The organism is Clostridium sp. SM-530-WT-3G, assembly GCF_012843905.1.
Classification (GTDB): Bacteria; Bacillota; Clostridia; order Clostridiales; family Clostridiaceae; genus Clostridium.
In genome coordinates, this window is sequence record NZ_JABAGC010000034.1 from 14,859 (window position 1) to 36,427 (window position 21,569).

Genomic DNA, 21,569 nt, shown 5'->3' on the forward strand with positions numbered 1-21,569 from the left:
TTGTAGTACTGGAGTGATATACAATGAAATTGAAGAAAAAAATAAAAGAAGTAATTTTTAGAAATAGTTTTGATATCATGGGAAATAAAATAAAAAATGATGGGTTAAAACTTGAATGGTGGAGTGGAGAAAAAAATTTAGGAGATACATTATCTCCAATTGTTTTTAATTGGATGTTAAGTCAAAAAACAAATCTTAATAAAAGAAATAGACGAATTCATTTTATGGGAATAGGTTCATTAATTGGTGCAGCTCGTTTTGATTCGGTTATTTGGGGGTCGGGTATTATGAATGCATATAATACATCGAATATGATTAAGCATAGAAAGTATGTCCGATATGATATAAGGGCAGTAAGAGGACCTATTACAAGAAATTTCTTATTACAAGGAGGATATAATTGTCCTGAAATATTCGGTGACCCAGCAATAATAATGCCATTAATATATATGCCGAAGAATATAGAAAAAAAGTATAAAACAACGATAATATATCATCATGAGACTAGTAATCAAGATTTTGAAAAAGATATTAATTATTTAAGTGTTTTTACAGATGATTATAAAAGCTTTATAGACACGATTGTAGCTTCGGAACTGGTGATATCTTCCTCGTTGCATGGTATTATATTAGCAGAAACTTATGGTGTTCCAGCTGTATTTTTGAATTATGGAGTAAATGAGCAAATATTAAAATATATGGATTGGTATTATTCTACAAATAGAAATAATGTGAGGATGGCTGCTTCAGTAGAAGAGGCCATGAGAATGAAACCTATGGATATTCCAGAATTAGAAGGAATGCGAAAAAAATTATTGGAAGCATTTCCATATGATTTGTGGGATTGATAATAAAATTTAGTTAATCTTATTGCTAGTTTTACTTCAAGTTAATAACAATCTGGGGATGAGTTGTTTCATTTGGTATAGGGTAATGAATATGATTTACTGTTTAATATCAATGGTTGGTGAATAATGAGATCTCTAGATGTCAGTGGTACTAATAATTTATAGTTATTCTATAAAGCAGTTACTTAAAGAGGATTTAGTGGTCAATTAGCTGAATTTTAATTTTTTATATAAGAAGATTATCTTATAAATTTAAATAATATAAAATTGAGGTATTATGAAAATAGATAGAACAAAAAATGCGACAAGAAATATAATATTTGCAGGTTTTTTAAAAATATATCAAACTATTATTCCTTTTTTGATGCGTACTACTATGATTTATTTTATGGGTGTACAATATTTAGGTTTAAACAGCTTATTTACTTCTATTCTTCAAGTTTTAAACCTTGCTGAATTAGGAGTAGGTTCAGCCATGGTTTATAGTATGTATAAACCAATTGCTGAGGATGATACATTATCTATATGTGTATTACTCAAATTGTACAAACTTTATTATAGAATAATTGGAATTGTTATTGGTATGGTAGGCTTGTTTTTTACACCTTTTATTCCATATTTAGTAAAAAGTGATCTGCCTTCTGAATTAAATATTTATGTTTTATATTTACTTAATCTATCTGCAACGGTATGTACTTATTGGCTTTTTGCATATAAAAATAGTTTATTTGAAGCTCATCAGAGAATAGATATCACAAGTAAAATTAGTGTACTTATGAATACTATAAAGTTTTCTTTTCAATTTATAGTTATTTTATTTACCAAAAGTTTTTATTTATATATAATTGTAGCATTATTAAGTCAAATTATTACAAATATTATTACTGCAATTATTGCCACAAAGAAATATCCAGATTATTTACCTAAAGGGAAGTTATCAAAAGAGGCTACAAAAGAAATTAATTTAAGAATCAAAGATTTATTTACAGCGAAACTAGGAGGAGTAATTTTAAACTCTGCAGATTCTGTAGTTATATCTAGTTTTCTTGGTTTGACTATCTTGGCAATATATCAAAATTATTATTTTATAGTTACTTCAATAATTGGAGTTGTTTCAATTATATTTCAATCATGTACAGCTGGTATTGGAAATAGTATTATCGTTGAAACACCAGAAAAAAACTTTAATGATTTTTTAAAGTTTGATTTTCTTATATCGTGGTTAGCTGGTTTTTGCACGTGTTGTTTACTTTGTATATTTCAGCCATTTATGAAAATATGGGTTGGAGAAAAATTGATGATGGATATGAGTGTGGTTGTATGTTTTTGTGTATACTATTTTATTTATGAAATTAATCATTTATTAAATACATATAAAGATGCAGCAGGGATTTGGCATACAGATAGATTTAGGCCGTTAGTTACATCTGTTTCTAATTTAATTATGAATTTAGTGTTGGTTCAATTTTGGGGAGTTTATGGTGTTTTACTTTCTACAGTAATAGCAACATTATTTATTGGGATGCCATGGCTTGTACACAATTTATTCTCTACGCTTTTTGGCAGAGATAAGATTAAGATTTATTTGTCGAAGCAATTTACATATGGAGTTGTTATATTAGCTGCAAATTATGTGTGCTATAGAGTGTGTGCTACAGTTGATATTGATGGAATTGCAAAAATTGGATTTAACTTGATAATTTGTTTTATAATTTATAATTTAATTTTTGTTTTATTTTTTAGGAAATCAAAAGAACATCAAGAATGTTTTTCAATGATAAATAGGATAGTTGGTTCAATGCTTAAAGTTAAAATGAACAAATAATGAAAGAAACAGGGTGATACTAGTTGGAAAAAAATTTTCTAGTAAAACATTTGCCATTATATTATTTAATTAGTATACTGGCGTTTATTTCCTGCATGGATTCTGTAGCATACTTTAATCAGATATTACATTTTACAAGATATTTATATTACTTGAGATATGTATTAATTATCGGGATATTATTATTTTGCTGTATAAAGAAGAGAACTTTTACTTCTACTTTTAAATTAATTAGTTTATTTTTTTTATTTACATTAGTTTCTACTATTTTAAAGGATAATAGTTTAGGATATGCAATTCAAGTTGTTTCAAGTATGCTTATTATTCCACTTGTGTTGGAGGTATATAAAAAATATATTTTTAATATTATTGATATTTGGAAAGATATTCTTTGGGTTTTGGTACTTTGTGATTTCATATCTATGTTTATTTTCCCTGGAGGGATGTATTATGATGGGTTATATACTGCAAATTGGATTCTCGGATATAAAACAGCTAGACTTGTTTTTAGTCTTCCGTTATGTATTTTCAGTGCAATTTCGAATATTAATAAATATGGAAAACTGAAATTAACTAGTTATTTGGCAATTATTATTTCATGCATTAGTTGTGTAAAAACAGAATCAACAGGTGCTACAACAGCAATTTTGTTGTTAGGAATTTTATTTATTATAATCAGTATAAGTTATAAAAGAAAAGTATTGTACAATTTTATTCAAGGTATTTTTAATTTTAAAGTAATAATTCCTGTCTATGCTATTATTGTAGTAGCTGTAATTTTGATTGATCAAGTACCAGTAATTCAGTATATTGTAGTAAATTGGCTCGGAAAAGATGCAACATTAACAACTAGAACATATATATGGGCATTATGTATTGAAAAAATAATAGAAAGCCCTATATGGGGATATGGATATATTACTAATGCTAATTTTGTAAAAATCACAGGCAATGGTTTTGCAGGAACAGCCCATAATATGATACTATCTATATTGGTTTCGGCTGGAATTATAGGATTAATAATATATATTGCTATTATCATAAGTACAATGAGAAAAGTAAATTTACGAGAAGATGCTGCTATTGAATTAATACTTTGTGCAGGAATAATTATTCAATTATTTATAGGGATATCTTCATCATCATTAATTTTTTGTTCATTTTCCTTTGTTTTTTATGATTTGATTTCAATATATAGATCAAATATATAAATTACTTTATGATAAATTTATAAGAAAGCATTAGAATATTTGTTTAAATAGATCTACTTTTTTTATCAGAAAAGAATTTTAATATAACTGAGTTATCAATAGAATAAATCTTATCCCAAATTATTTAAAAGATAGTATAGTAGTTTATTTAATAGTTGATAATACGCTTTAAAATAAATTTGGTACACATTTTGATTGCTATGATAAATTGTTTTATTATAGCAATCAAAAATGGTTCTAAAAAATATCAAGTAATAGTTATCTATGATTCTTGGTATACTAAAAAGCCTTTTATAATTTAAATTAAAAAATTTTAAAATATAAACGTGTTAGGAGCTTTAAGTTCTGATACTGTAATGTACCATGTTGTTTATTAAACACATACAGGAGAAAGAGGTCGTCCTAGAAAGATTAAAGAATTAATTATAGAATTCTTGACTATTCTAAAGACGACAAATATTTTGTAGCGCATACACAAGCCAAAACAAATTTAACAGATAAAGTTGTATATATATAACAGTCACAACTTCGATGTAACGACTTTTAAGCTTGTACTTTTATATACGAGTACAATAAATCTATGAAGTAAATGGCTTTGACAATTCAACAACAGATGATTCAGATTTAGTTATAATATTTATGAAATTTGTTGGAATATTGAAGTGATATTTTATCAGCAAAAAAACTTTTGGTCATTTAGCAATTATATGGTAAGAAGTAAAGCTGGTATAGAAAAGTATGCCAATTTATCAGGGGTAGCCTACACCATGTGTATTACTTTGTCTTTTATAAATGAGCAATTTTCAAAATATCAATTTCAAAGTCCACAAGAATTTAAATATTACTTATCTGAATGTATTCTTAAAGAATTATTTATTGGCAAGTTATTGAAAACACTACAATCTACAAAAAATATTATAACAATCAAAGATGCTGTTAATTACTTTGCTTCGCAAGATGGAGTCAGCTAATTTTAATGTTAAGTGGTGTTATGATAATAAGTTTAGTAATAATTTAAATAAAGATTCTAAATGAATGGAGTGAAAAAGATGGGAATTAAATTATTAATAAAACGTACAATTAATTTGTTTAAAGAAAAAAAAATAATTCCAATTCAGCATTATGTTCATGCAAATCAAATATTAAAAGGTCAAGTTGCCTTGATATCTGGAGGATCAGGTGGAATAGGATTTGCTATAGCAAAGAAATTTATTGAATCAGGATGTAAGGTAATTATAGCAGGAACTAAAGAGGAAAAATTAAAAAAGTGTGTAGATGAACTAGGAAGCTCTTGTTCATATATTATACTTAATCTATATAATGTTTCAGAATTTCAAAATAAGATTCAAGAAGCAGAAGAAAAGTTTGGGAATATAAATATATTAGTTAATTGTGCTGGAATACACATTCCTCGTAATGATTTAGCCTTTCTAAATATAGATGAAAATGAGTATGATACAATAATGGATTTAAATTTGAAAGGAACGTATTTCTTAAGCCAGGAATTAGCAAAGCGTATGATAGAAAGAAAAATAAAAGGTCATATTCTCATGATTTCATCACAATCTGGATTGGAGCCAGCATGGAGTCCATATAGACTATCAAAGTGGGGAATAAAGGCACTTACAGAAGGACTTGCTCAAAGTTTGTTGAATTATGGAATTATAGTAAATGGAATAGGGCCTGGGCCTACTGCTACATCTATGCAACCATATAAAAAGGGAGATAGTATTTATACCAATCAAAACCCAATAAAGAGATATACAATGCCAGAAGAGGTTGCAGAATATGCAGTTATTTTAACAAGTAGCCTAGGTGATACAGTAGTTGGAGATACTTTATATATGTCAGGTGGTAGAGGTATTATAGAATTGAGATAAATAATATTGGATTGGCTGAGAGTAATTGTAGAATAAATATCTGTTCTCATAAAACAAGTGTAGTATAAGGATATGATATATAGAATAAAATATTCTGTATAGGATAGAACTTAGCTATTATATAAATAAAAATGCAATAAATACATATTTCTATTATTAAGTGAATTAATTAAAAAATAAAATACTATTAAACAAAATTGTAATTTATTAAAATAAGGAGGTTAAATTAGATTGTGAAAGGAATAATTTTAGCAGGCGGTTCAGGTACTCGCCTTTATCCAGTGACAAAAGCAATGTCAAAGCAAATGGTACCTATTTATGATAAACCAATGATTTATTATCCTATGTCAGTTCTTATGTTGGCAGGGATAAGAGATATTTTAATTATATCTACTCCAAGAGATATAGTTAATTTTAAAGAACTTTTTAAGGATGGACAAGAATTGGGATTGAATATTGAATATGCTATTCAGGAAAATCCTAATGGGCTTGCAGAAGCATTTATTATAGGAGAAGAATTTATAGGTGACGATAGTGTTGCCATGGTTCTTGGAGATAATATATTTTATGGGCAAAGCTTTAGTGAACATTTAAAACATGCAGCTAGTTTACAAAATGGAGCTTATGTATTTGGATATTATGTACAAAATCCAAAAGCTTTTGGTGTTGTTGAATTTGATGAAGATGGAAAAGTTATTTCATTAGAAGAAAAACCAGAACATCCTAAATCAAAATATGCGGTGCCAGGTTTATATTTTTACGATAGCACAGTAGTAGAAAAAGCTAAAGATTTAAAGCCATCTGCAAGAGGAGAACTTGAAATTACAGATTTAAATAAAGCATATATGAATGAAGGAACATTAAAAGTTCAGTTATTAGGTAGAGGAATGGCTTGGCTTGATACTGGAACTCATGCATCTATGCTTCAAGCATCAAATTTTGTTGAAGCTGTTCAAAGTACTCAAGGTACATATATAGCATGTCTTGAAGAAATTGCTTATAGAAAAGGATGGATATCTTCAGAAGAAGTTGTTGAACTTGCAAAGCCATTAATGAAGACAGGTTATGGCCAGTACTTGATGGACATAGTTGAAGAAGTAGAACTTAAAAGAGCAAAGAGTGAAGTAGCAACAACTGTAGAGTAAGGAGTATTATACATATGGGAAACTTTAATTTTAATAAAACTAGTATAGATGGAGTTTATATAATAGAGCCTAAGGTATTTGGAGATAACAGAGGATACTTTATGGAAAGCTATAATGGTGAACATTTTAAAGAAGCTGGTCTTAATATGGTATTTGTTCAAGACAACGAATCAAAATCAAGTAAGGGGGTTCTTAGAGGGCTTCATTTTCAAAAAAAACATAGTCAAGGGAAACTTGTAAGAGTAACTAAAGGAAAAGTATTTGATGTAGCTGTGGATTTAAGGCATGGGTCTGAAACTTATGGAAAATGGGAAGGTGTTATTTTAAGTGAAGAAAATAAGAAACAATTCTATATTCCAGAAGGATTTGCTCATGGATTTTTAGTATTATCAGATGAAGCTGTATTTAATTATAAATGTACAGATTATTATGCACCAGAATATGATGGTGGAGTTATGTGGAATGATCCAGATATAAATATCCAATGGCCTTTAGAAGGAATAGAAGAAATAGTATTATCTGAAAAAGATAAAAAACATCCTAATTTAAAAGATTTAGATTTAAGTCAGTATTCTGATTTTAATATTTCTAAGTAAGTGAGGACTAGAGATGAAGATATTAATTACAGGCTCAAAAGGGCAATTGGGAAATGAACTTCAAGATATAATCAATAAAGGTTATGCTGAAATAGGAAAAGTATCTGATAATATTAGAAATTCAGAAGTTATAGCTTTAGATGTAGATAAATTAGATATAACAAAATTAGATGAAGTAAAAAGAGTGTTAATAGATGTAAAACCAGATGTAGTTATTAATTGTGCAGCAGCTACTAATGTAGATGGATGTGAATCTAATGAAGATTTTGCATTCAAAGTTAATTCAATAGGACCTAGAAATTTAGCAATTATTTGCGAAGAAATAGGTGCTAAACTAGTACAAGTATCTACTGACTATGTATTTAGTGGAGTTGGAGAAAAGCCTTTAACTGAATATGATTTAACAGCTCCATACAGTGTATATGGAAAAACTAAATTACTTGGTGAAAACTATGTAAGAGAATTCTGCTCAAAATACTTTATAGTAAGAACAGCATGGCTTTATGGTTATGTAGGACATAACTTTGTATATACTATGAGAAGATTAGGAAAAGAAAAAGATAGTATAAATGTTGTCAATGATCAAAGAGGAAACCCTACACATGCAAATGATTTAGCTTATCATATATTAAAACTAATAGAAACAGAAGAATACGGAGTATATCACTGTACTGGAAAAGGTGAATGCACTTGGTATGATTTTGCAAAAACAATTATAGAATTATCAGGTGAAGAGTGCAAAGTTAATCCATGTACTTCAGAGGAATATAAGACTCCAGCTAAAAGACCAGAGTATTCATCATTAGATAATATGATGCTTAGAAATACTGTTGGAGATGAAATGAGAGACTGGAAGGATGCAATAAAATCATTTATAGATAATCTTTAATTTTATTGATTTGTATTATAGGATATATTGAATTTTAAAATTTAGGAGTTGAAAATATGAAAACATACTTAGTTACAGGTGGAGCTGGATTTATAGGTTCTAACTTTGTATTATATATGCTAAATAAATATGAAGATATAAGAATAATCAATTTAGATAAATTAACTTATGCAGGAAATTTAGAAAATCTTAAATCAATAGAAAAAGATGAAAGACATATCTTTGTTCAGGGAGATATATGCGATAAGGAACTTGTTTCTGGTCTTTTTGAGAAATATGATATAGATTATGTAGCTCACTTTGCTGCAGAATCTCACGTAGATAGAAGTATTAAAGAACCAGAAGTATTTGCTAAGACAAATGTACTTGGAACAGTAAATATGCTTAACTGTGCAAAAAATGCATGGGAAAATGAAGATGGATCATGGAAAGAAGGAGTTAAATTCCTTCATGTATCAACAGATGAAGTATATGGTTCACTAGGCGATACAGGATTCTTCAGAGAAACAACACCTTTAGATCCACATAGTCCATATTCAGCAAGTAAGGCAAGTTCAGATTTTATGGTTAAAGCATACTATGATACATATAAAATGCCTGTGAATATAACAAGATGTTCTAATAATTATGGACCATTCCAATTCCCTGAAAAGTTAATACCATTATTAATAAATAACTGTTTAAGCCATAAAGATTTACCTGTATACGGTGATGGTCTAAATATCAGAGATTGGCTTTACGTTGAAGATCATGCAAAAGCAATAGATATGGTTATAAACAACGGAAGAATAGGTGAAGTTTACAATGTTGGTGGCCACAATGAAAGAACAAATATACAAATAGTAAAAACAGTTATATCATACATAAATGAAAATGTAGATAAGGAAGTAACTGAAAACTTAATCAAATATGTTGAAGATAGAAAAGGTCACGATAGAAGATATGGTATAGCACCAGATAAAATAAAAGAAGAACTAGGATGGTATCCAGAAACTACATTTGAAGTAGGAATAAAGAAAACAATAAAATGGTACTTAGACAATTCAGAATGGATGAGAAACGTAACATCAGGAGACTACCAAAACTATTATAAAAAGATGTACACCTTATAAAAGGTTAGCTATGCTAACATTAAGAACAATTTCGCCTATTAAAAAAGCAGCTATGCTGCATATACAAACATTTCACCTTATAAAAGGTTAGCTATGTTTCTTTACCTAACATATTATAAAAAAAACTGCATTTATATATGGTGCAGTTTTTTGTTATATTCTATATGTAAAAAAATGGTATAATGTAATTAGGAGGGAAGCACATGATTATTATTAACAAAGAAAAGATTAAAAAAGAAATTATCAATAATTTAAATGGAATATTACCAATAGATCCAATAGAATTAAAGAAGGGGAAATATAAAGGGATTTTTATGGATAAATATAAAGGAATAACTTATTTGTTTACAGGATCATATCAAGGAAAATATAAATTAATAGATTTGTTAGAAGATTTTCTTAAGGATAAGAATTTATCATATGAAGAGTTCATTCAATGATTAATTATTTGTCTGTGAATGTAGAAAAAATGTTCTTATAAACTATTTTAAATTTATAAGAACATTTATGAAAAAGTTTTAATTATATTTTTAAATGATTTGAGATAAAGTTACTATTAAACTCTCTTAAGTCTAAACGCAGCTCCCTTAGCAATAGCGTAAACATCATTATTTCTAGATACGATAACATATCCAGTTTTAGTGTTACCTAAATTATCCTTTGCAGAAATCGCAATACAATTAACCTTATCTCCAGATATACCTAATTTAGAAATGCTTGTACCAAATTTCTTTTTAAATTCAGAATTAGTTAATATTGATTCTTTTACTGTTGGATTTAAGAAATCTCCTAATGATGTTAAAATGCCTTCTTTTGTAACTGTAAATTTTTCATCTATAGCAGAATTTATAATTAATCCTGAGAGAGTTGTAGTCATACCTGAATCTTTTATGTAAGAATCTATATTCCAGTTTCCATATAAATCTGAATAGCCTAAGAAGCTAGTTGTATTATTATTTTGAGTTGATGAAGAGCCTCCACCACCTCCTCCGGATGTTGGGGAACCAGTTGAATGTTCAGTATTATTAATAGTTTGATTATTAGTATGTGAAACTGATGAAGATGAAATTTTTTCGCCACTTGAAGCAAAAGTATATTTTACTCCATCTATAGTTATATCGCCAGTTACCATAGCACCAGATTGATTTAAATAATATGTATTATTGTTTAATGTTAAGAAGCCTGTTTGCATAGCTCCACTTTCATTTGTATAGTACCAAGTACCATTATCATTAATCCAACCAGTTCTCATGGCACCAGAATTATCTAAATAATACCATAAACCTCCATTATATAACCAACCAGTTTTCATATCTCCAGATTCATTTAAATAGTACCAAGTACCATTATTATTAATCCAGCCAGTTTTCATATATCCATCTGAGCCAAAATAATACCATTGATTATTTATGTTTCTCCATCCTATTGAATATGAACTACCTTCTGTATTCCACCAGCCTTGTCCATCATGTTTCCATGCTGCAGAAGCAGAATTAGGATTAAATAAGATTATTCCACTAGCAAGTGCTAATACTGTAAATAAATTTTTAAGTTTTTTAGATTTCATTAAATATATTCTCCTTACATTAAAATTTATACCTAATATACTGTACCATTTAACACAAAAAATAGCAAAGAAAATTGATGATTTTTTGATTATAATAATTAAATTATAATATTTTTTATAAAATATAGAAAAAAAACTATAATTATGTTAATATATAAAAGTACTAATAACTTATTGTAGAATAGAAAATTAATTTACAATTGGAGGGTAAGAGAATAATGAAAATGAAAAAACTTATATCAATTGGTGCATTAGTATTAACAATTACTACATGTACATCAGTAAATGCGTTTGCGTCTACATCAACATCTATTAAACATGAGGCATTACAATCTGTTATAAAAAACGGTCTTGATGGTGAGAATGAATTTATATTTAATAGGTTAAATATAAATGCACATACACCAATAGGAAACTATTTAACAGATAACTTCATTAGTGAAGCTAATGAAATTTTGAAAGATTATGAAGTAAAAATTGAATCTAACGATAATTATTATAAAGTTCAGAAGAAAATAGCATTAAAAATAAGAACATTGAATGAAGAACAAAAGACTAAAGCTCTTGGTGAGATAAAAACATTTTTAAATACTAAATTAGATTCATTTTTAAATCTTAATGATTCAGATTTAAAATCAAAGGTTAACGATTATTTTAAGGCAAGCAGTTATGGTACATTGACAGTAGGAAGAAATTCTAACAATAATAGAACAGTAACATTAGAAGATAAGAATGGAAATGTACTAATTCAAGTTAATAGTTCACATGTTTATAGGGCAAAAGCAAAACTTGATTCTGTAAATACTTATGATGAGTTAAAGAAATTAATCTTATCGTATTATCCAGATGCTAAAGATTATTTTGACAAAATAAAATAGTAACATAGTAATAGATTAATGGTAGATGAAAAAACAAAAAAACATATTAATATAGTTATTGCATTTTTACTAATATGCACTATATTAATTACTATGTTATCTGCTTTTGTAAGATTTTCTCTTGCTAATAAACAAGTTTATTTGAATTTATTAGAATCGACCAATTCATATTCAGTTGTTACTGAGGTACTTTATAAAAAGATGAATGCTATTTTAGGTAATGATATAGGAGAAGATTTGAAAAAATCTATAATAACTGAAGAGGATGTAAGAAAAGAAGCAAATGTAGTCCTCGATTGTATGATTAGTAATCTAATTATTGGACAAGCTGTTATTCCAGAAATCGATACTAACGTTTATAAAGAGAGAATAGTTGATGCTTTGAATTCTTTAACTGGTTATGATGTTTATCTTAATAAGAGAAAAAATTTAACTAGCTATCAGATTATTAATAAATATACTATTGAACCTATGAATTTAATTGTAAAAAATAATAGCAACGTTAATAACATAAATTTAAAAGTAGAGAATTCTAATAGTATAAGTAATGATTTATTATTTGAAAACTTAGCTACAAGAGCAGAACTGGAAGCGAGAGCTAGAGCTATACTTAAAGAAAAAGGAATCACTGAGGCTGAAGCTAGAGCAAAATTGGCTGAAAAAGGTATAAGTGAAGAACAGCTTTGGCAATACGCAAAAGACCATGGATATCTTGATGAAGAAAATGAATCCAATGAAAAATTACAAACGCCAACAGACTCAAATGAAGGTGAAACAGAAAGTACTATTAAACAAAATAATGCTGGAGAGAATAGCATTAATTCATCAGATGATTCTACAAAAGTAAATTCACAAAGTAGTGGAGATGCTGGTGATAGTAAGATTTCTAAAAATAAGATACAAAATATAGTTATGTCTATAATTTTGGATAAGAATATGAGTTTTGATGAAAAGATGGACAAGGTATACCTACAACTAATGAATGAAGCTGAAATTATTATAAATAAAGAAATGAGCAATTTAAATTGTTCTAAATTAATTAATTCTAATATGTTTGTTTATGCAGTAAAGATAACATCAATACTTTATAAATTATTTTATATTGATTTATTAATATTATTAATTCTTATTGTAGTATTGGCAATTATTAATAACTTTAATTTTATAAATATAATTAATTATTTATCTAAATCAATTATTATATCAGGAATGTTATCAACAATTGTTTTTGGATTTATATATTTATCTAAAGTCTATACTCGTTTTAGTGGAATGATAGGTAAGTCATATTTTCAGCCAATATTTTTAGCATCTTCAGAGTATTTTTGCAGAATTTTATTTATAGTATCTGTAGGAATTTTTATAGTTGGATTAATTATGAACATTTTAACGATAAAAAAGAGATTAATTGGGAGGTAAGTACAATGAAAAGTTTAAAATTAAAAAAATTAGTTGCAGCAGCATTAACAATAGCTACTATATCTGCTGTTTCTCCAATGGCTGCTTCAGCTGCTTGGAAACAAGATAATAGAGGGTGGTGGAATACTGAAGGAAATTCATACTCTATTGGTTGGAGACAATTAAATGGATCGTGGTTCCACTTTGATTCAGTTGGATACATGAGTACAGGATGGGTACAAGATGGACAAGCGTGGTACTATATGAATCCAGTATCAGATGGAACAATGGGATCAATGAAGACAGGTTGGATACAAGATAGTGGAAAATGGTATTATATGAATCCAGTATCAGATGGAACAATGGGATCAATGAAAACAGGCTGGGTACAGGATAATGGAAAATGGTACTATATGAATCCAGTATCAGATGGAACAATGGGATCAATGAAAACAGGTTGGATTCAAGATAAGGGAACTTGGTACTACTTAAATCCAGTATCAAATGGCTCACAAGGAGCAATGTCAACAGGTTGGATAAATGATAATGGAACTTGGTATTTTACAGATAATTCAGGAGCTATGCAAACAGGTGTTGTAGAAGTTGATGGAAAAGTTTATTACTTACAACCATCAGGAGCTATGGCAACTGGTACTGTTGAAATAAATGGAACTAAGTATACATTTGATACATCTGGAGCATGTGTAGGAGATACTCCAAAAGTTGATAAAGCATTTAATAGTAACGGAACAATAGTAAATAGTGGTTCAACAAATAATAATACAGGTTCATCTAATTCAGGAAACTCATCATCTTCAGGAAGTTCATCATCAGGTGGTGGTGGAAGTAGTAGTTCAAAACCATCAATTGAAGCTAGTATAAATAAGTCATATAGATCTTATGCTAAATTAGAAAAGGTAGCTGATAAGGATAATACTTATAAGTTTACAGAAGATTCATTAAAATCAGTAGAGGAATCTGATTATGTAACTAGAGATATTTATGTTACTGGAGCTAAGAAGATTACTAAAGAAGATGGAAATTTCGTTATAGAACCACAAGACGATAATACAAAAGTAGTTGTAAAAGGTGTAGTAAGAGTAGTTAGAGATGGAGTAATATATTATGTAACTTCTGAAATTAAATAAGTACTTTGATTAGATATAAAAACAGATGGACTGTATGTTCATCTGTTTTTGCTGGTTAAATATTTATCATTTCAATTAAACTAAATTTACGATATAATATTTAAGAAGAAATATTAATAGTTTTAATTTTTAAAATTCTTATGGATATTAGTAATATCATATATAAAAAACTACTAATGGAGAGAGACTATGAACAAAAAAATAAGAAAAGCAATAATTCCAGCTGCAGGTCTTGGAACTAGATTTTTACCTGCAACAAAAGCACAACCTAAGGAAATGCTTCCTATAGTTGATAAGCCAACTATTCAATATATAGTTGAAGAAGCTATTGCTTCAGGAATTGAAGAGATTTTAATTATCACAGGAAGAAATAAAAAGAGTATAGAAGATCACTTTGATAAGTCTGTTGAACTTGAAATGGAGCTTGAAAAAAATAATAAAACTGAGCTTTTAGAATTAGTTAAAGATATTTCTGGAATGGTAGATATTCATTATATAAGACAAAAGGAACCAAGAGGATTAGGACATGCAATAAGATGTGCTAAAACTTTCGTAGGGGATGAGCCTTTTGCTATATTACTTGGTGATGATATAGTTTATAACCCAGAAAAGCCATGTTTAAAGCAACTTATGGACTGTTATAATGAATATAAGACTACAATCCTTGGAGTTCAAACTGTTCCAGAGCAAGATGTAAGTAAATATGGTATAGTAGATGGAATTCAAATAGAGGATAGAGTGTCTAAAGTTAAAGGACTTATAGAAAAACCATCAGTTGAAGAAGCACCATCAAACATAGCTATACTTGGTAGATACATAGTTACACCTAGAATATTTGATATTTTAGATAATACTAAACCAGGTAAAGGAAATGAAATTCAACTTACAGATGCTTTATTGCAGCTTATTAAGGAAGAAGCTATGTATGCATATAACTTTGAAGGAAGAAGATATGATGTGGGAGATAAGCTTGGATATTTACAAGCAACAGTTGAATATGCATTAAGAAGACCAGAACTTAGAGATGGATTTATAGAATACTTAGAAAATATTATGAAAACTTTATAGTATAGTATCTAAAAGTTTAGCAGCAGGATTACGAAGTGAGATAGTACTGCTGCTATTTTAATTTTATAATTATTAATATGTATTTAATAGGTAAAAAGAGAATATATGGGAAAAATAGACAAAAACAATAAAGAGTAATAGAATTGTAGTATACAAACTTAAACGACTATTAATAGAAACATTAAATATAAGTATTTAATTACTAATATTTATAATGTTAATATAGTAGTTAATTTTTTAAAGGTGGAGATTAAATAGAATGAGTATTTTAGTATTAGGGGGAGCTGGATACATAGGCTCTCATGCAGTAAATCAACTTATCGATAAAAAGTATGATGTTGTAGTTGTAGATAATTTAGCTACAGGTCATGAGGATGCTATAAACAAAAAAGCTAAATTTTACAAAGGTGACATAAGGGATAAAGAATTTTTAAGGGGAGTATTTGATAAAGAAAATATAGAAGGTGTAATTCACTTTGCAGCAAATTCTCTTGTAGGAGAATCAATGGAAAAACCACTTAAGTATTTCAATAATAATGTTTATGGAATGCAAATTTTACTTGAAGTAATGCAAGAACATGATGTTAAGTACATAGTATTTTCATCAACAGCAGCAACTTATGGTGAACCTAAGAAAATTCCTATAACTGAAGATATGGAAACATGTCCAACTAATACTTATGGAGAAAGTAAGCTTGCCATGGAAAAGATGATGAAGTGGTGTGATAAGGCTTATGGAATGAAATATGTAGCACTTCGTTACTTTAATGTAGCAGGAGCTAAAGAAGATGGCTCTATAGGTGAAGATCATAATCCAGAAACTCATCTTATTCCAATAGTTCTTCAAGTTGCATTAGGCAAGAGAGAATTCATAACTATTTATGGTGAGGATTATGATACTGAAGATGGTACTTGTATCCGTGACTATGTTCATGTTGAAGATTTAATAGAGGCTCATATTCTTGCACTTAAATATCTAATGGATGGTGGAAAAAGCAATGTATTTAACTTAGGAAGTAGTCAAGGTTTCTCGGTTAAAGAAATAGTTGATTCAGTTAGAAAAGTTACAGGGCTATCTATACCAGCTAAAATAGGAGAAAGAAGAGCTGGAGATCCGGCTAAATTAGTTGCATCATCTGAAAAGGCAAGAGAAATTTTAGGATGGAATCCAACAAGAACAAATATAGAAAAGATAATTGAAGATGCATGGAGATGGCATCAAGGTCATAAAGATGGATTTGAAAAATAAAATAATCTAATAATAAAAAAGTAGCCAAAGAAATTGATTTTAAAAATCAGTTCTTTGGCTGCTTTTTTATTTAACAAAATTTTTGAAAAGTAGATATTCATAAAAAAATAAAAATAAAACTCTAAAGTTTATAAAAAAGTGTCCGAAAATAAAAAATGTTATTGCAATAAATAACATAACAAGAATAAAAAAAATAAGTCATGGTATAAAAAAATATTTTTAGAAAAATTTTTTTAAAAAGGTACCAAAATACAAAAAAGTATATGTATTATATGATGAAAAAGGAAAAACAGATAAATAATTATAGTATATAACATATTATTACAGGCAACTTAATACATTTAAAGAAAATAATAATGTTAAATGAAAAAAAGTGTACAAGTGTAAAAAGTTATGTTATACTATTAAAATGTAAGTGAGTATAAAATTGTAAATAAAGTTTATAGGTTTTATACTTGGTATAAAAACATATTTGATTCAATAATATGCAATATTATATTGCAGATTGAACAACGTAAATTTAGGAGGGAAAGAAAGTTATGTTTAAAAGATCAACAAAAATAACAAGCTTATTAGTAGCAGCTGCTTCTGTAGCATCAACAATGACTCCAGTTATGGCTGCAGACGTAAAAAGAATAGAATCAGAAGATGGAAAAGTTTATGAGGCTGTTGCATTTAAAGATGGTAAAGCAGTAGTTTGTGGAGAATTAAAAGATGAAGATTCTGCATTCTACTATAGCAATGGAAAATTTGAACAAATAAATGAATTTGATTCAGGTGCAAACTTAGAAGTATATGGTGAAAAGTTTGTAAAAGCTGATGATGGAGATTATTTTGTAGACTTAACTAATGGTAAGGTTTCAGATGAAGAAGTAGATGAAGATGATAAAGATTCAGCAGCTTCAGCATTAAGAAGTAAAATTAAAAAAGTAGATAGATATGGTAAAAATTCTGAGACTCCAGAGCTTACTAAAATTGATGGAAATAAATTTGGTGAAAGCTGGTACTATACTAATGACTATAAATTAGATGCAACTACTACTTCATCACAAGTATTTACTAATAAAGATGGTAAGTACGTAGATGCTGACTATAACTTAGGAAAAATTAAAGTTAAAGTTACTGCTGCAGCAGCAGAGGATAAAGTAGTAAGTGATATTATAGATGTTGAAAATACTAAGGATACAGCAAAAGCAAAGAAAAATGGTGTAACTTTAAAAGTAGATGCAAAAATTTTAGATAAAAAAGTATTAGGTCAAGATAAAGACTCTGTTTATAGACTTGCTACTATAGAATTTAGTGCTACAGCTACTGATGAACACAATAAAGTAATACCTGCTAAAATATCAGAAATTTTTGGAAATGAAAAAATAGCAGATAATTCTTCTGAAGTAAAAATTGATGTAATCCAAAAGATTTCTAAAGCTCAAGCATCAGATGAAGTTAATGATGCTAAATATGCAAAATCTGTAGATAACTATGTATTAGCTAATGAAGATGGAATTGAAAATAATGATATATCAGATCTTAAAAAATTATTATATGATGGTGACTTTACTGTTGCATCAGGAAAATTAGTAGCTTATGATGTTGATGATAACAATTCAAGTACTGAGAAGGCTTTAAGTATTCAATCATTTGCATTAAAGCAAAAGAGTGGATTATATTACATTAAGGCTGAAGGAAAGAAAGAATTTGATGTAGAATACTGCAAAGATTTAGGTAGACATGCTGTTGATGTAGATGTCGATGGAAATGTATGGTTTGTAGACGGCGGAAACATAAAGAAATTTGATAATAAAGATGATGCTGATAAAGTATATAAAGTAGATGGTTCTATGAATGCTCTTTCTGTATATGATAAGGACAATATATTAGTTTGGTCTACAGATGATGAAGTTTACTCAGTAATCGGTAAAAAAGTTGAAGAAGAAAAGCCAGTAGAAGAAACTCCAGCTGTAGTAGCAGGATGGAATCAAGCTGCTGATGGAACTTGGACTTATGTAAATGCTGATGGAACAACAGTTAAAGGATGGTTCCAATCTCCAGCAAGCGGAAAATGGTTCTACATGGATCCAGCAACTGGTGTAATGCAAACTGGTTGGGTACAATCTCCAGCAAGCGGAAAATGGTTCTACATGAACCCATCAAATGGTGACATGATGACTGGTTGGGTACAAGTTGGAACAACTTGGTACTACTTAAACCCATCAAATGGTGATATGCAAACTGGATGGATCAATGATGGTAACGCTTGGTATTACTGTGATGCATCAGGAGCTATGTTATCTAATACAACTGTTGATGGATATGTATTAGGAGCTAACGGAGCTTGGATCAGATAGTCTTTAATAAAATATAAATAATATTTTAAGACGTGAAAACTGTCTTGGAATGCTTAGGACAAGCATTCCAGGCAGTTTTTTTGTTGTATAAAAAAATATACTAAAATATTCCTTCTTGAAGTTATTTTAATGAGTTTGTTTTTTATGTAGAGATATTTGGAGTTAAACGACATGAGTAAACAGTATCTACAATAGATAAGAATTATAAGTTAAAAAATGTAGAATAAGTTCAAACTTATTAGATTGTAAAATTGGATAGAGAATACCTATAAAAAATATATCAATTGAATTAGAAAATATGACCCTTAAATAATATAGAAATTTTTTTATTAATTTCATAACTTTTCATAGTACCCAATAAATAAATTATTTTATTCTTTTAATCAAAAATTCATAAAAAGTTTTATATTATATATTTTTACAATAAATAAAATATTTTACCATTTAAAATAAAATTTTAATACATATAATTAGTGGGTGGAAATTAAAAAAATTAAGTGTAATTAAAGAAATTTTTACAAATTACGCTTGTACTATTTACAAATTGTCGAAAGATGGTATAATATTATTTGCACAAGAGTTAAATAGATAGGAAATATTTTGTTTATTTATACTAAGGAGGAAAGAATTATGTTAAAAAGAACAAATAAGTTAACAGCTTTATTAGTAGCTGCTACTTCTGTTGCTGCTATAGCACCAACTGGAGTAATGGCTGCAGATGTACAAAGAATACCATCAGAAGATGGAACAGTATATTCAGCAGAAGCATTTAAAGATGGATCATATGTTATTGATGCAGATGCCGTTACTGAAGATGATGATGCTGTATACTATGTAAAAGATGGAAAGTATACTGAATTAGAAGATGTTGATTCAGGTTCAACTTTATCATTATATGGAGACCATTATGTATCAGTTGATGATGGAGAATATTTCATAGATTTAAATACTGGTAAAGTTACAGATGATGATATAGCAGATGATAATTTAGATGATGTACAAACATCATTAAGAAAACAATTTAAAAAAGTTGATAGATATGGTTCTACAAATGATCCAGTAACAGTTACATCAATTTCAGGACCTAATTATGGAGAAGTTTGGTATAAAACTACACAAAACGTATATGACAATGATAATAAGAATGTAAAAGACACCACTATTTATAGTGATGTAAATGGAAATTATATTGATGCAGATTACAACTTAGGATCAATTAAAGTTGTAACAAGTTCATCAGCATCTAATACTGCAGTTTGCACTATAAATAATAGCGAAGATTCAGAAAATGGTGTTAAGGTTGGTACTACAACAGCACAAGTTACAGCAAATATTGTATCAGGTTCATCATATGAAATCGGACAAGACGATGATAATATCTATAGACTTGCTCAAATTGATGTACGTATAAAAAATGCTGGAGATCTTAATGGTGCTGCAAGCATTCAAAGAATTAATAATTTAACAGTTGATAATGCTAATGTATTTTCACCAAATAAGGATAACACTGGATATATATTCAATGTAGTTCAAAAGATTTCTAAAGCTCAAGCTTCAAATACTATAGATGATGCTAATTATGCTAAAACAGTATCAAGTTACATGATATGCGATAAAGATGGAAATGTTCCAGATAAGAGCAAAATAGCTGCATTAAGCAAGGCTATAGGTTATACTGTAAATAATGGAAATGCAACAGTTGACAGCAGTGCGAAATTCACAATAGCAGGTGGAAATTTAGTTGTTTATAATGTTGATTCAAATAACTTAGTAGTACAATCTGCAGAATTAAAGACTAAGGGAGCATTAAGCTATTTAGATGCTAAATCTATAGATGATGATACTTTTAAGGCTTATACAACAGATTCAGAAGGAAATCTTTATAGAATCAAAGATGGATATGTTTCTGAGTTTGATAATGAAGGTGACTGGAATAAGTTATACAAAGTTGATGGATCAATGGATAAATTATCAGTTTATGATTCAAACAACATGATAGTTTGGAATCAAGGTAATGAAGTATTCTCAGTAATTTCATCAAACAACAACAATAATTCAGATAACAATAATTCAGATAACAATAATTCAAATACTGTAACAGCAGGATGGAACCAAGCTGCAAACGGAACTTGGACTTATGTAAATGCTGATGGAACAACAGTTAAAGGATGGTTCCAATCACCATACAGCCAAAACTGGTTCTTCATGGATCCAACAACTGGTGTAATGCAAACTGGTTGGGTACAATCTCCATACAGTGGAAAATGGTTCTACATGGATCCAACAAATGGTAACATGTTAACTGGTTGGGTACAATCTCCAGCAAGTGGAAAATGGTACTTCATGGACTTAGCAAATGGTAACATGTTAACTGGTTGGGTACAATCTCCATACAGTGGAAAATGGTACT

Annotated in this window: 18 protein-coding genes; 17 read left to right on the forward strand and 1 reads right to left on the reverse strand. The window is 28.5% G+C overall.

Translation table 11 applies throughout. The features are described 5' to 3' along the window. The first annotated feature begins 23 nt into the window (after positions 1 to 23). The 10 genes from HF850_RS11710 to HF850_RS11755 all read left to right on the forward strand — a co-directional run bounded on the left by HF850_RS11710 (position 24) and on the right by HF850_RS11755 (position 9,946). Positions 24 to 848, forward strand: a complete 825-nt coding sequence (locus HF850_RS11710; protein ID WP_169105627.1) for a polysaccharide pyruvyl transferase family protein — start codon at positions 24 to 26, stop codon at positions 846 to 848. Between the two features lie 277 nt (positions 849 to 1,125). After that, the gene (locus HF850_RS11715; protein WP_169105628.1) at positions 1,126 to 2,673 is read left to right on the forward strand and encodes an oligosaccharide flippase family protein; all 1,548 of its coding nucleotides are present in this window, start codon (positions 1,126 to 1,128) and stop codon (positions 2,671 to 2,673) included. Between the two features lie 443 nt (positions 2,674 to 3,116). Continuing rightward, positions 3,117 to 3,884: an O-antigen ligase family protein gene (locus tag HF850_RS11720; protein WP_169105629.1), complete on the forward strand. Its 768-nt coding sequence runs from the start codon at positions 3,117 to 3,119 to the stop codon at positions 3,882 to 3,884. A 707-nt stretch (positions 3,885 to 4,591) separates the two neighbouring features. Further along, the gene (locus tag HF850_RS11725; RefSeq protein ID WP_169105630.1) at positions 4,592 to 4,855 is read left to right on the forward strand and encodes a hypothetical protein; all 264 of its coding nucleotides are present in this window, start codon (positions 4,592 to 4,594) and stop codon (positions 4,853 to 4,855) included. 78 nt (positions 4,856 to 4,933) lie between these two features. Further along, on the forward strand, positions 4,934 to 5,764 hold the full coding sequence (locus HF850_RS11730; RefSeq protein ID WP_169105631.1) for an SDR family oxidoreductase: 831 nt from the start codon (positions 4,934 to 4,936) through the stop codon (positions 5,762 to 5,764). A gap of 233 nt (positions 5,765 to 5,997) precedes the next feature. Beyond that, a complete protein-coding gene (rfbA, locus tag HF850_RS11735) occupies positions 5,998 to 6,909 on the forward strand; it encodes a glucose-1-phosphate thymidylyltransferase RfbA (protein WP_169105632.1) in 912 nt (303 codons plus the stop codon). A gap of 14 nt (positions 6,910 to 6,923) precedes the next feature. Next, entirely contained in the window at positions 6,924 to 7,505 is a 582-nt protein-coding gene (gene rfbC / locus HF850_RS11740; protein WP_169105633.1) for a dTDP-4-dehydrorhamnose 3,5-epimerase, read from the forward strand. A gap of 13 nt (positions 7,506 to 7,518) precedes the next feature. Continuing rightward, positions 7,519 to 8,394, forward strand: a complete 876-nt coding sequence (gene rfbD, locus HF850_RS11745) for a dTDP-4-dehydrorhamnose reductase (protein WP_169105634.1) — start codon at positions 7,519 to 7,521, stop codon at positions 8,392 to 8,394. Between the two features lie 56 nt (positions 8,395 to 8,450). Further along, complete coding sequence (rfbB, locus tag HF850_RS11750; RefSeq protein WP_169105635.1) at positions 8,451 to 9,506, forward strand: dTDP-glucose 4,6-dehydratase; 1,056 nt, start codon at positions 8,451 to 8,453, stop codon at positions 9,504 to 9,506. A 203-nt stretch (positions 9,507 to 9,709) separates the two neighbouring features. After that, positions 9,710 to 9,946, forward strand: coding sequence for a hypothetical protein (locus tag HF850_RS11755; protein WP_169105636.1), 237 nt, complete (start codon positions 9,710 to 9,712; stop codon positions 9,944 to 9,946). Positions 9,947 to 10,062: 116 nt separating this feature from the next. On the opposite strand, the gene HF850_RS11760 is transcribed toward HF850_RS11755, so the two are convergent. After that, on the reverse strand, positions 10,063 to 11,073 hold the full coding sequence (locus tag HF850_RS11760; RefSeq protein ID WP_169105637.1) for an N-acetylmuramoyl-L-alanine amidase family protein: 1,011 nt from the start codon (positions 11,071 to 11,073) through the stop codon (positions 10,063 to 10,065). 218 nt (positions 11,074 to 11,291) lie between these two features. On the opposite strand from HF850_RS11760, the gene HF850_RS11765 reads away from it, so the two are divergent. The 7 genes from HF850_RS11765 to HF850_RS11795 all read left to right on the forward strand — a co-directional run. After that, positions 11,292 to 11,951, forward strand: a complete 660-nt coding sequence (locus tag HF850_RS11765; protein ID WP_169105638.1) for a hypothetical protein — start codon at positions 11,292 to 11,294, stop codon at positions 11,949 to 11,951. 18 nt (positions 11,952 to 11,969) lie between these two features. Next, positions 11,970 to 13,370, forward strand: coding sequence for a hypothetical protein (locus tag HF850_RS11770; RefSeq protein ID WP_169105639.1), 1,401 nt, complete (start codon positions 11,970 to 11,972; stop codon positions 13,368 to 13,370). 5 nt (positions 13,371 to 13,375) lie between these two features. After that, a complete protein-coding gene (locus HF850_RS11775) occupies positions 13,376 to 14,497 on the forward strand; it encodes an N-acetylmuramoyl-L-alanine amidase family protein (protein ID WP_169105640.1) in 1,122 nt (373 codons plus the stop codon). A 189-nt stretch (positions 14,498 to 14,686) separates the two neighbouring features. Continuing rightward, on the forward strand, positions 14,687 to 15,565 hold the full coding sequence (gene galU / locus HF850_RS11780; RefSeq protein ID WP_169105641.1) for a UTP--glucose-1-phosphate uridylyltransferase GalU: 879 nt from the start codon (positions 14,687 to 14,689) through the stop codon (positions 15,563 to 15,565). A 259-nt stretch (positions 15,566 to 15,824) separates the two neighbouring features. Then, positions 15,825 to 16,814 carry a UDP-glucose 4-epimerase GalE gene (galE, locus tag HF850_RS11785; protein ID WP_169105642.1) on the forward strand — a complete coding sequence of 330 codons (990 nt, stop codon included), beginning with the start codon at positions 15,825 to 15,827 and terminating at the stop codon, positions 16,812 to 16,814. Positions 16,815 to 17,353: 539 nt separating this feature from the next. Beyond that, positions 17,354 to 19,159: an N-acetylmuramoyl-L-alanine amidase family protein gene (locus HF850_RS11790; RefSeq protein WP_169105643.1), complete on the forward strand. Its 1,806-nt coding sequence runs from the start codon at positions 17,354 to 17,356 to the stop codon at positions 19,157 to 19,159. 630 nt (positions 19,160 to 19,789) lie between these two features. Further along, positions 19,790 to 21,569: N-acetylmuramoyl-L-alanine amidase family protein (locus tag HF850_RS11795; RefSeq protein WP_169105644.1), on the forward strand; the 1,780-nt coding region annotated here is incomplete at its 3' end.

What these genes read in the sequence shown, in the direction of transcription:
- HF850_RS11790 (WP_169105643.1), top strand. Translation starts at nt 17,354, where the DNA reads ATGTTTAAAAGATCAACAAAAATAACAAGCTTATTAGTAGCAGCTGCT.
- HF850_RS11755 (WP_169105636.1), top strand. Translation starts at nt 9,710, where the DNA reads ATGATTATTATTAACAAAGAAAAGATTAAAAAAGAAATTATCAATAAT.
- HF850_RS11730 (WP_169105631.1), top strand. Translation starts at nt 4,934, where the DNA reads ATGGGAATTAAATTATTAATAAAACGTACAATTAATTTGTTTAAAGAA.
- HF850_RS11775 (WP_169105640.1), top strand. Translation starts at nt 13,376, where the DNA reads ATGAAAAGTTTAAAATTAAAAAAATTAGTTGCAGCAGCATTAACAATA.
- HF850_RS11765 (WP_169105638.1), top strand. Translation starts at nt 11,292, where the DNA reads ATGAAAATGAAAAAACTTATATCAATTGGTGCATTAGTATTAACAATT.
- HF850_RS11715 (WP_169105628.1), top strand. Translation starts at nt 1,126, where the DNA reads ATGAAAATAGATAGAACAAAAAATGCGACAAGAAATATAATATTTGCA.
- rfbB (WP_169105635.1), top strand. Translation starts at nt 8,451, where the DNA reads ATGAAAACATACTTAGTTACAGGTGGAGCTGGATTTATAGGTTCTAAC.
- HF850_RS11770 (WP_169105639.1), top strand. Translation starts at nt 11,970, where the DNA reads ATGGTAGATGAAAAAACAAAAAAACATATTAATATAGTTATTGCATTT.
- HF850_RS11725 (WP_169105630.1), top strand. Translation starts at nt 4,592, where the DNA reads ATGGTAAGAAGTAAAGCTGGTATAGAAAAGTATGCCAATTTATCAGGG.
- galU (WP_169105641.1), top strand. Translation starts at nt 14,687, where the DNA reads ATGAACAAAAAAATAAGAAAAGCAATAATTCCAGCTGCAGGTCTTGGA.
- HF850_RS11710 (WP_169105627.1), top strand. Translation starts at nt 24, where the DNA reads ATGAAATTGAAGAAAAAAATAAAAGAAGTAATTTTTAGAAATAGTTTT.
- rfbD (WP_169105634.1), top strand. Translation starts at nt 7,519, where the DNA reads ATGAAGATATTAATTACAGGCTCAAAAGGGCAATTGGGAAATGAACTT.
- galE (WP_169105642.1), top strand. Translation starts at nt 15,825, where the DNA reads ATGAGTATTTTAGTATTAGGGGGAGCTGGATACATAGGCTCTCATGCA.
- HF850_RS11760 (WP_169105637.1), bottom strand. Translation starts at nt 11,073, where the DNA reads ATGAAATCTAAAAAACTTAAAAATTTATTTACAGTATTAGCACTTGCT.
- HF850_RS11720 (WP_169105629.1), top strand. Translation starts at nt 3,117, where the DNA reads ATGTATTATGATGGGTTATATACTGCAAATTGGATTCTCGGATATAAA.
- rfbC (WP_169105633.1), top strand. Translation starts at nt 6,924, where the DNA reads ATGGGAAACTTTAATTTTAATAAAACTAGTATAGATGGAGTTTATATA.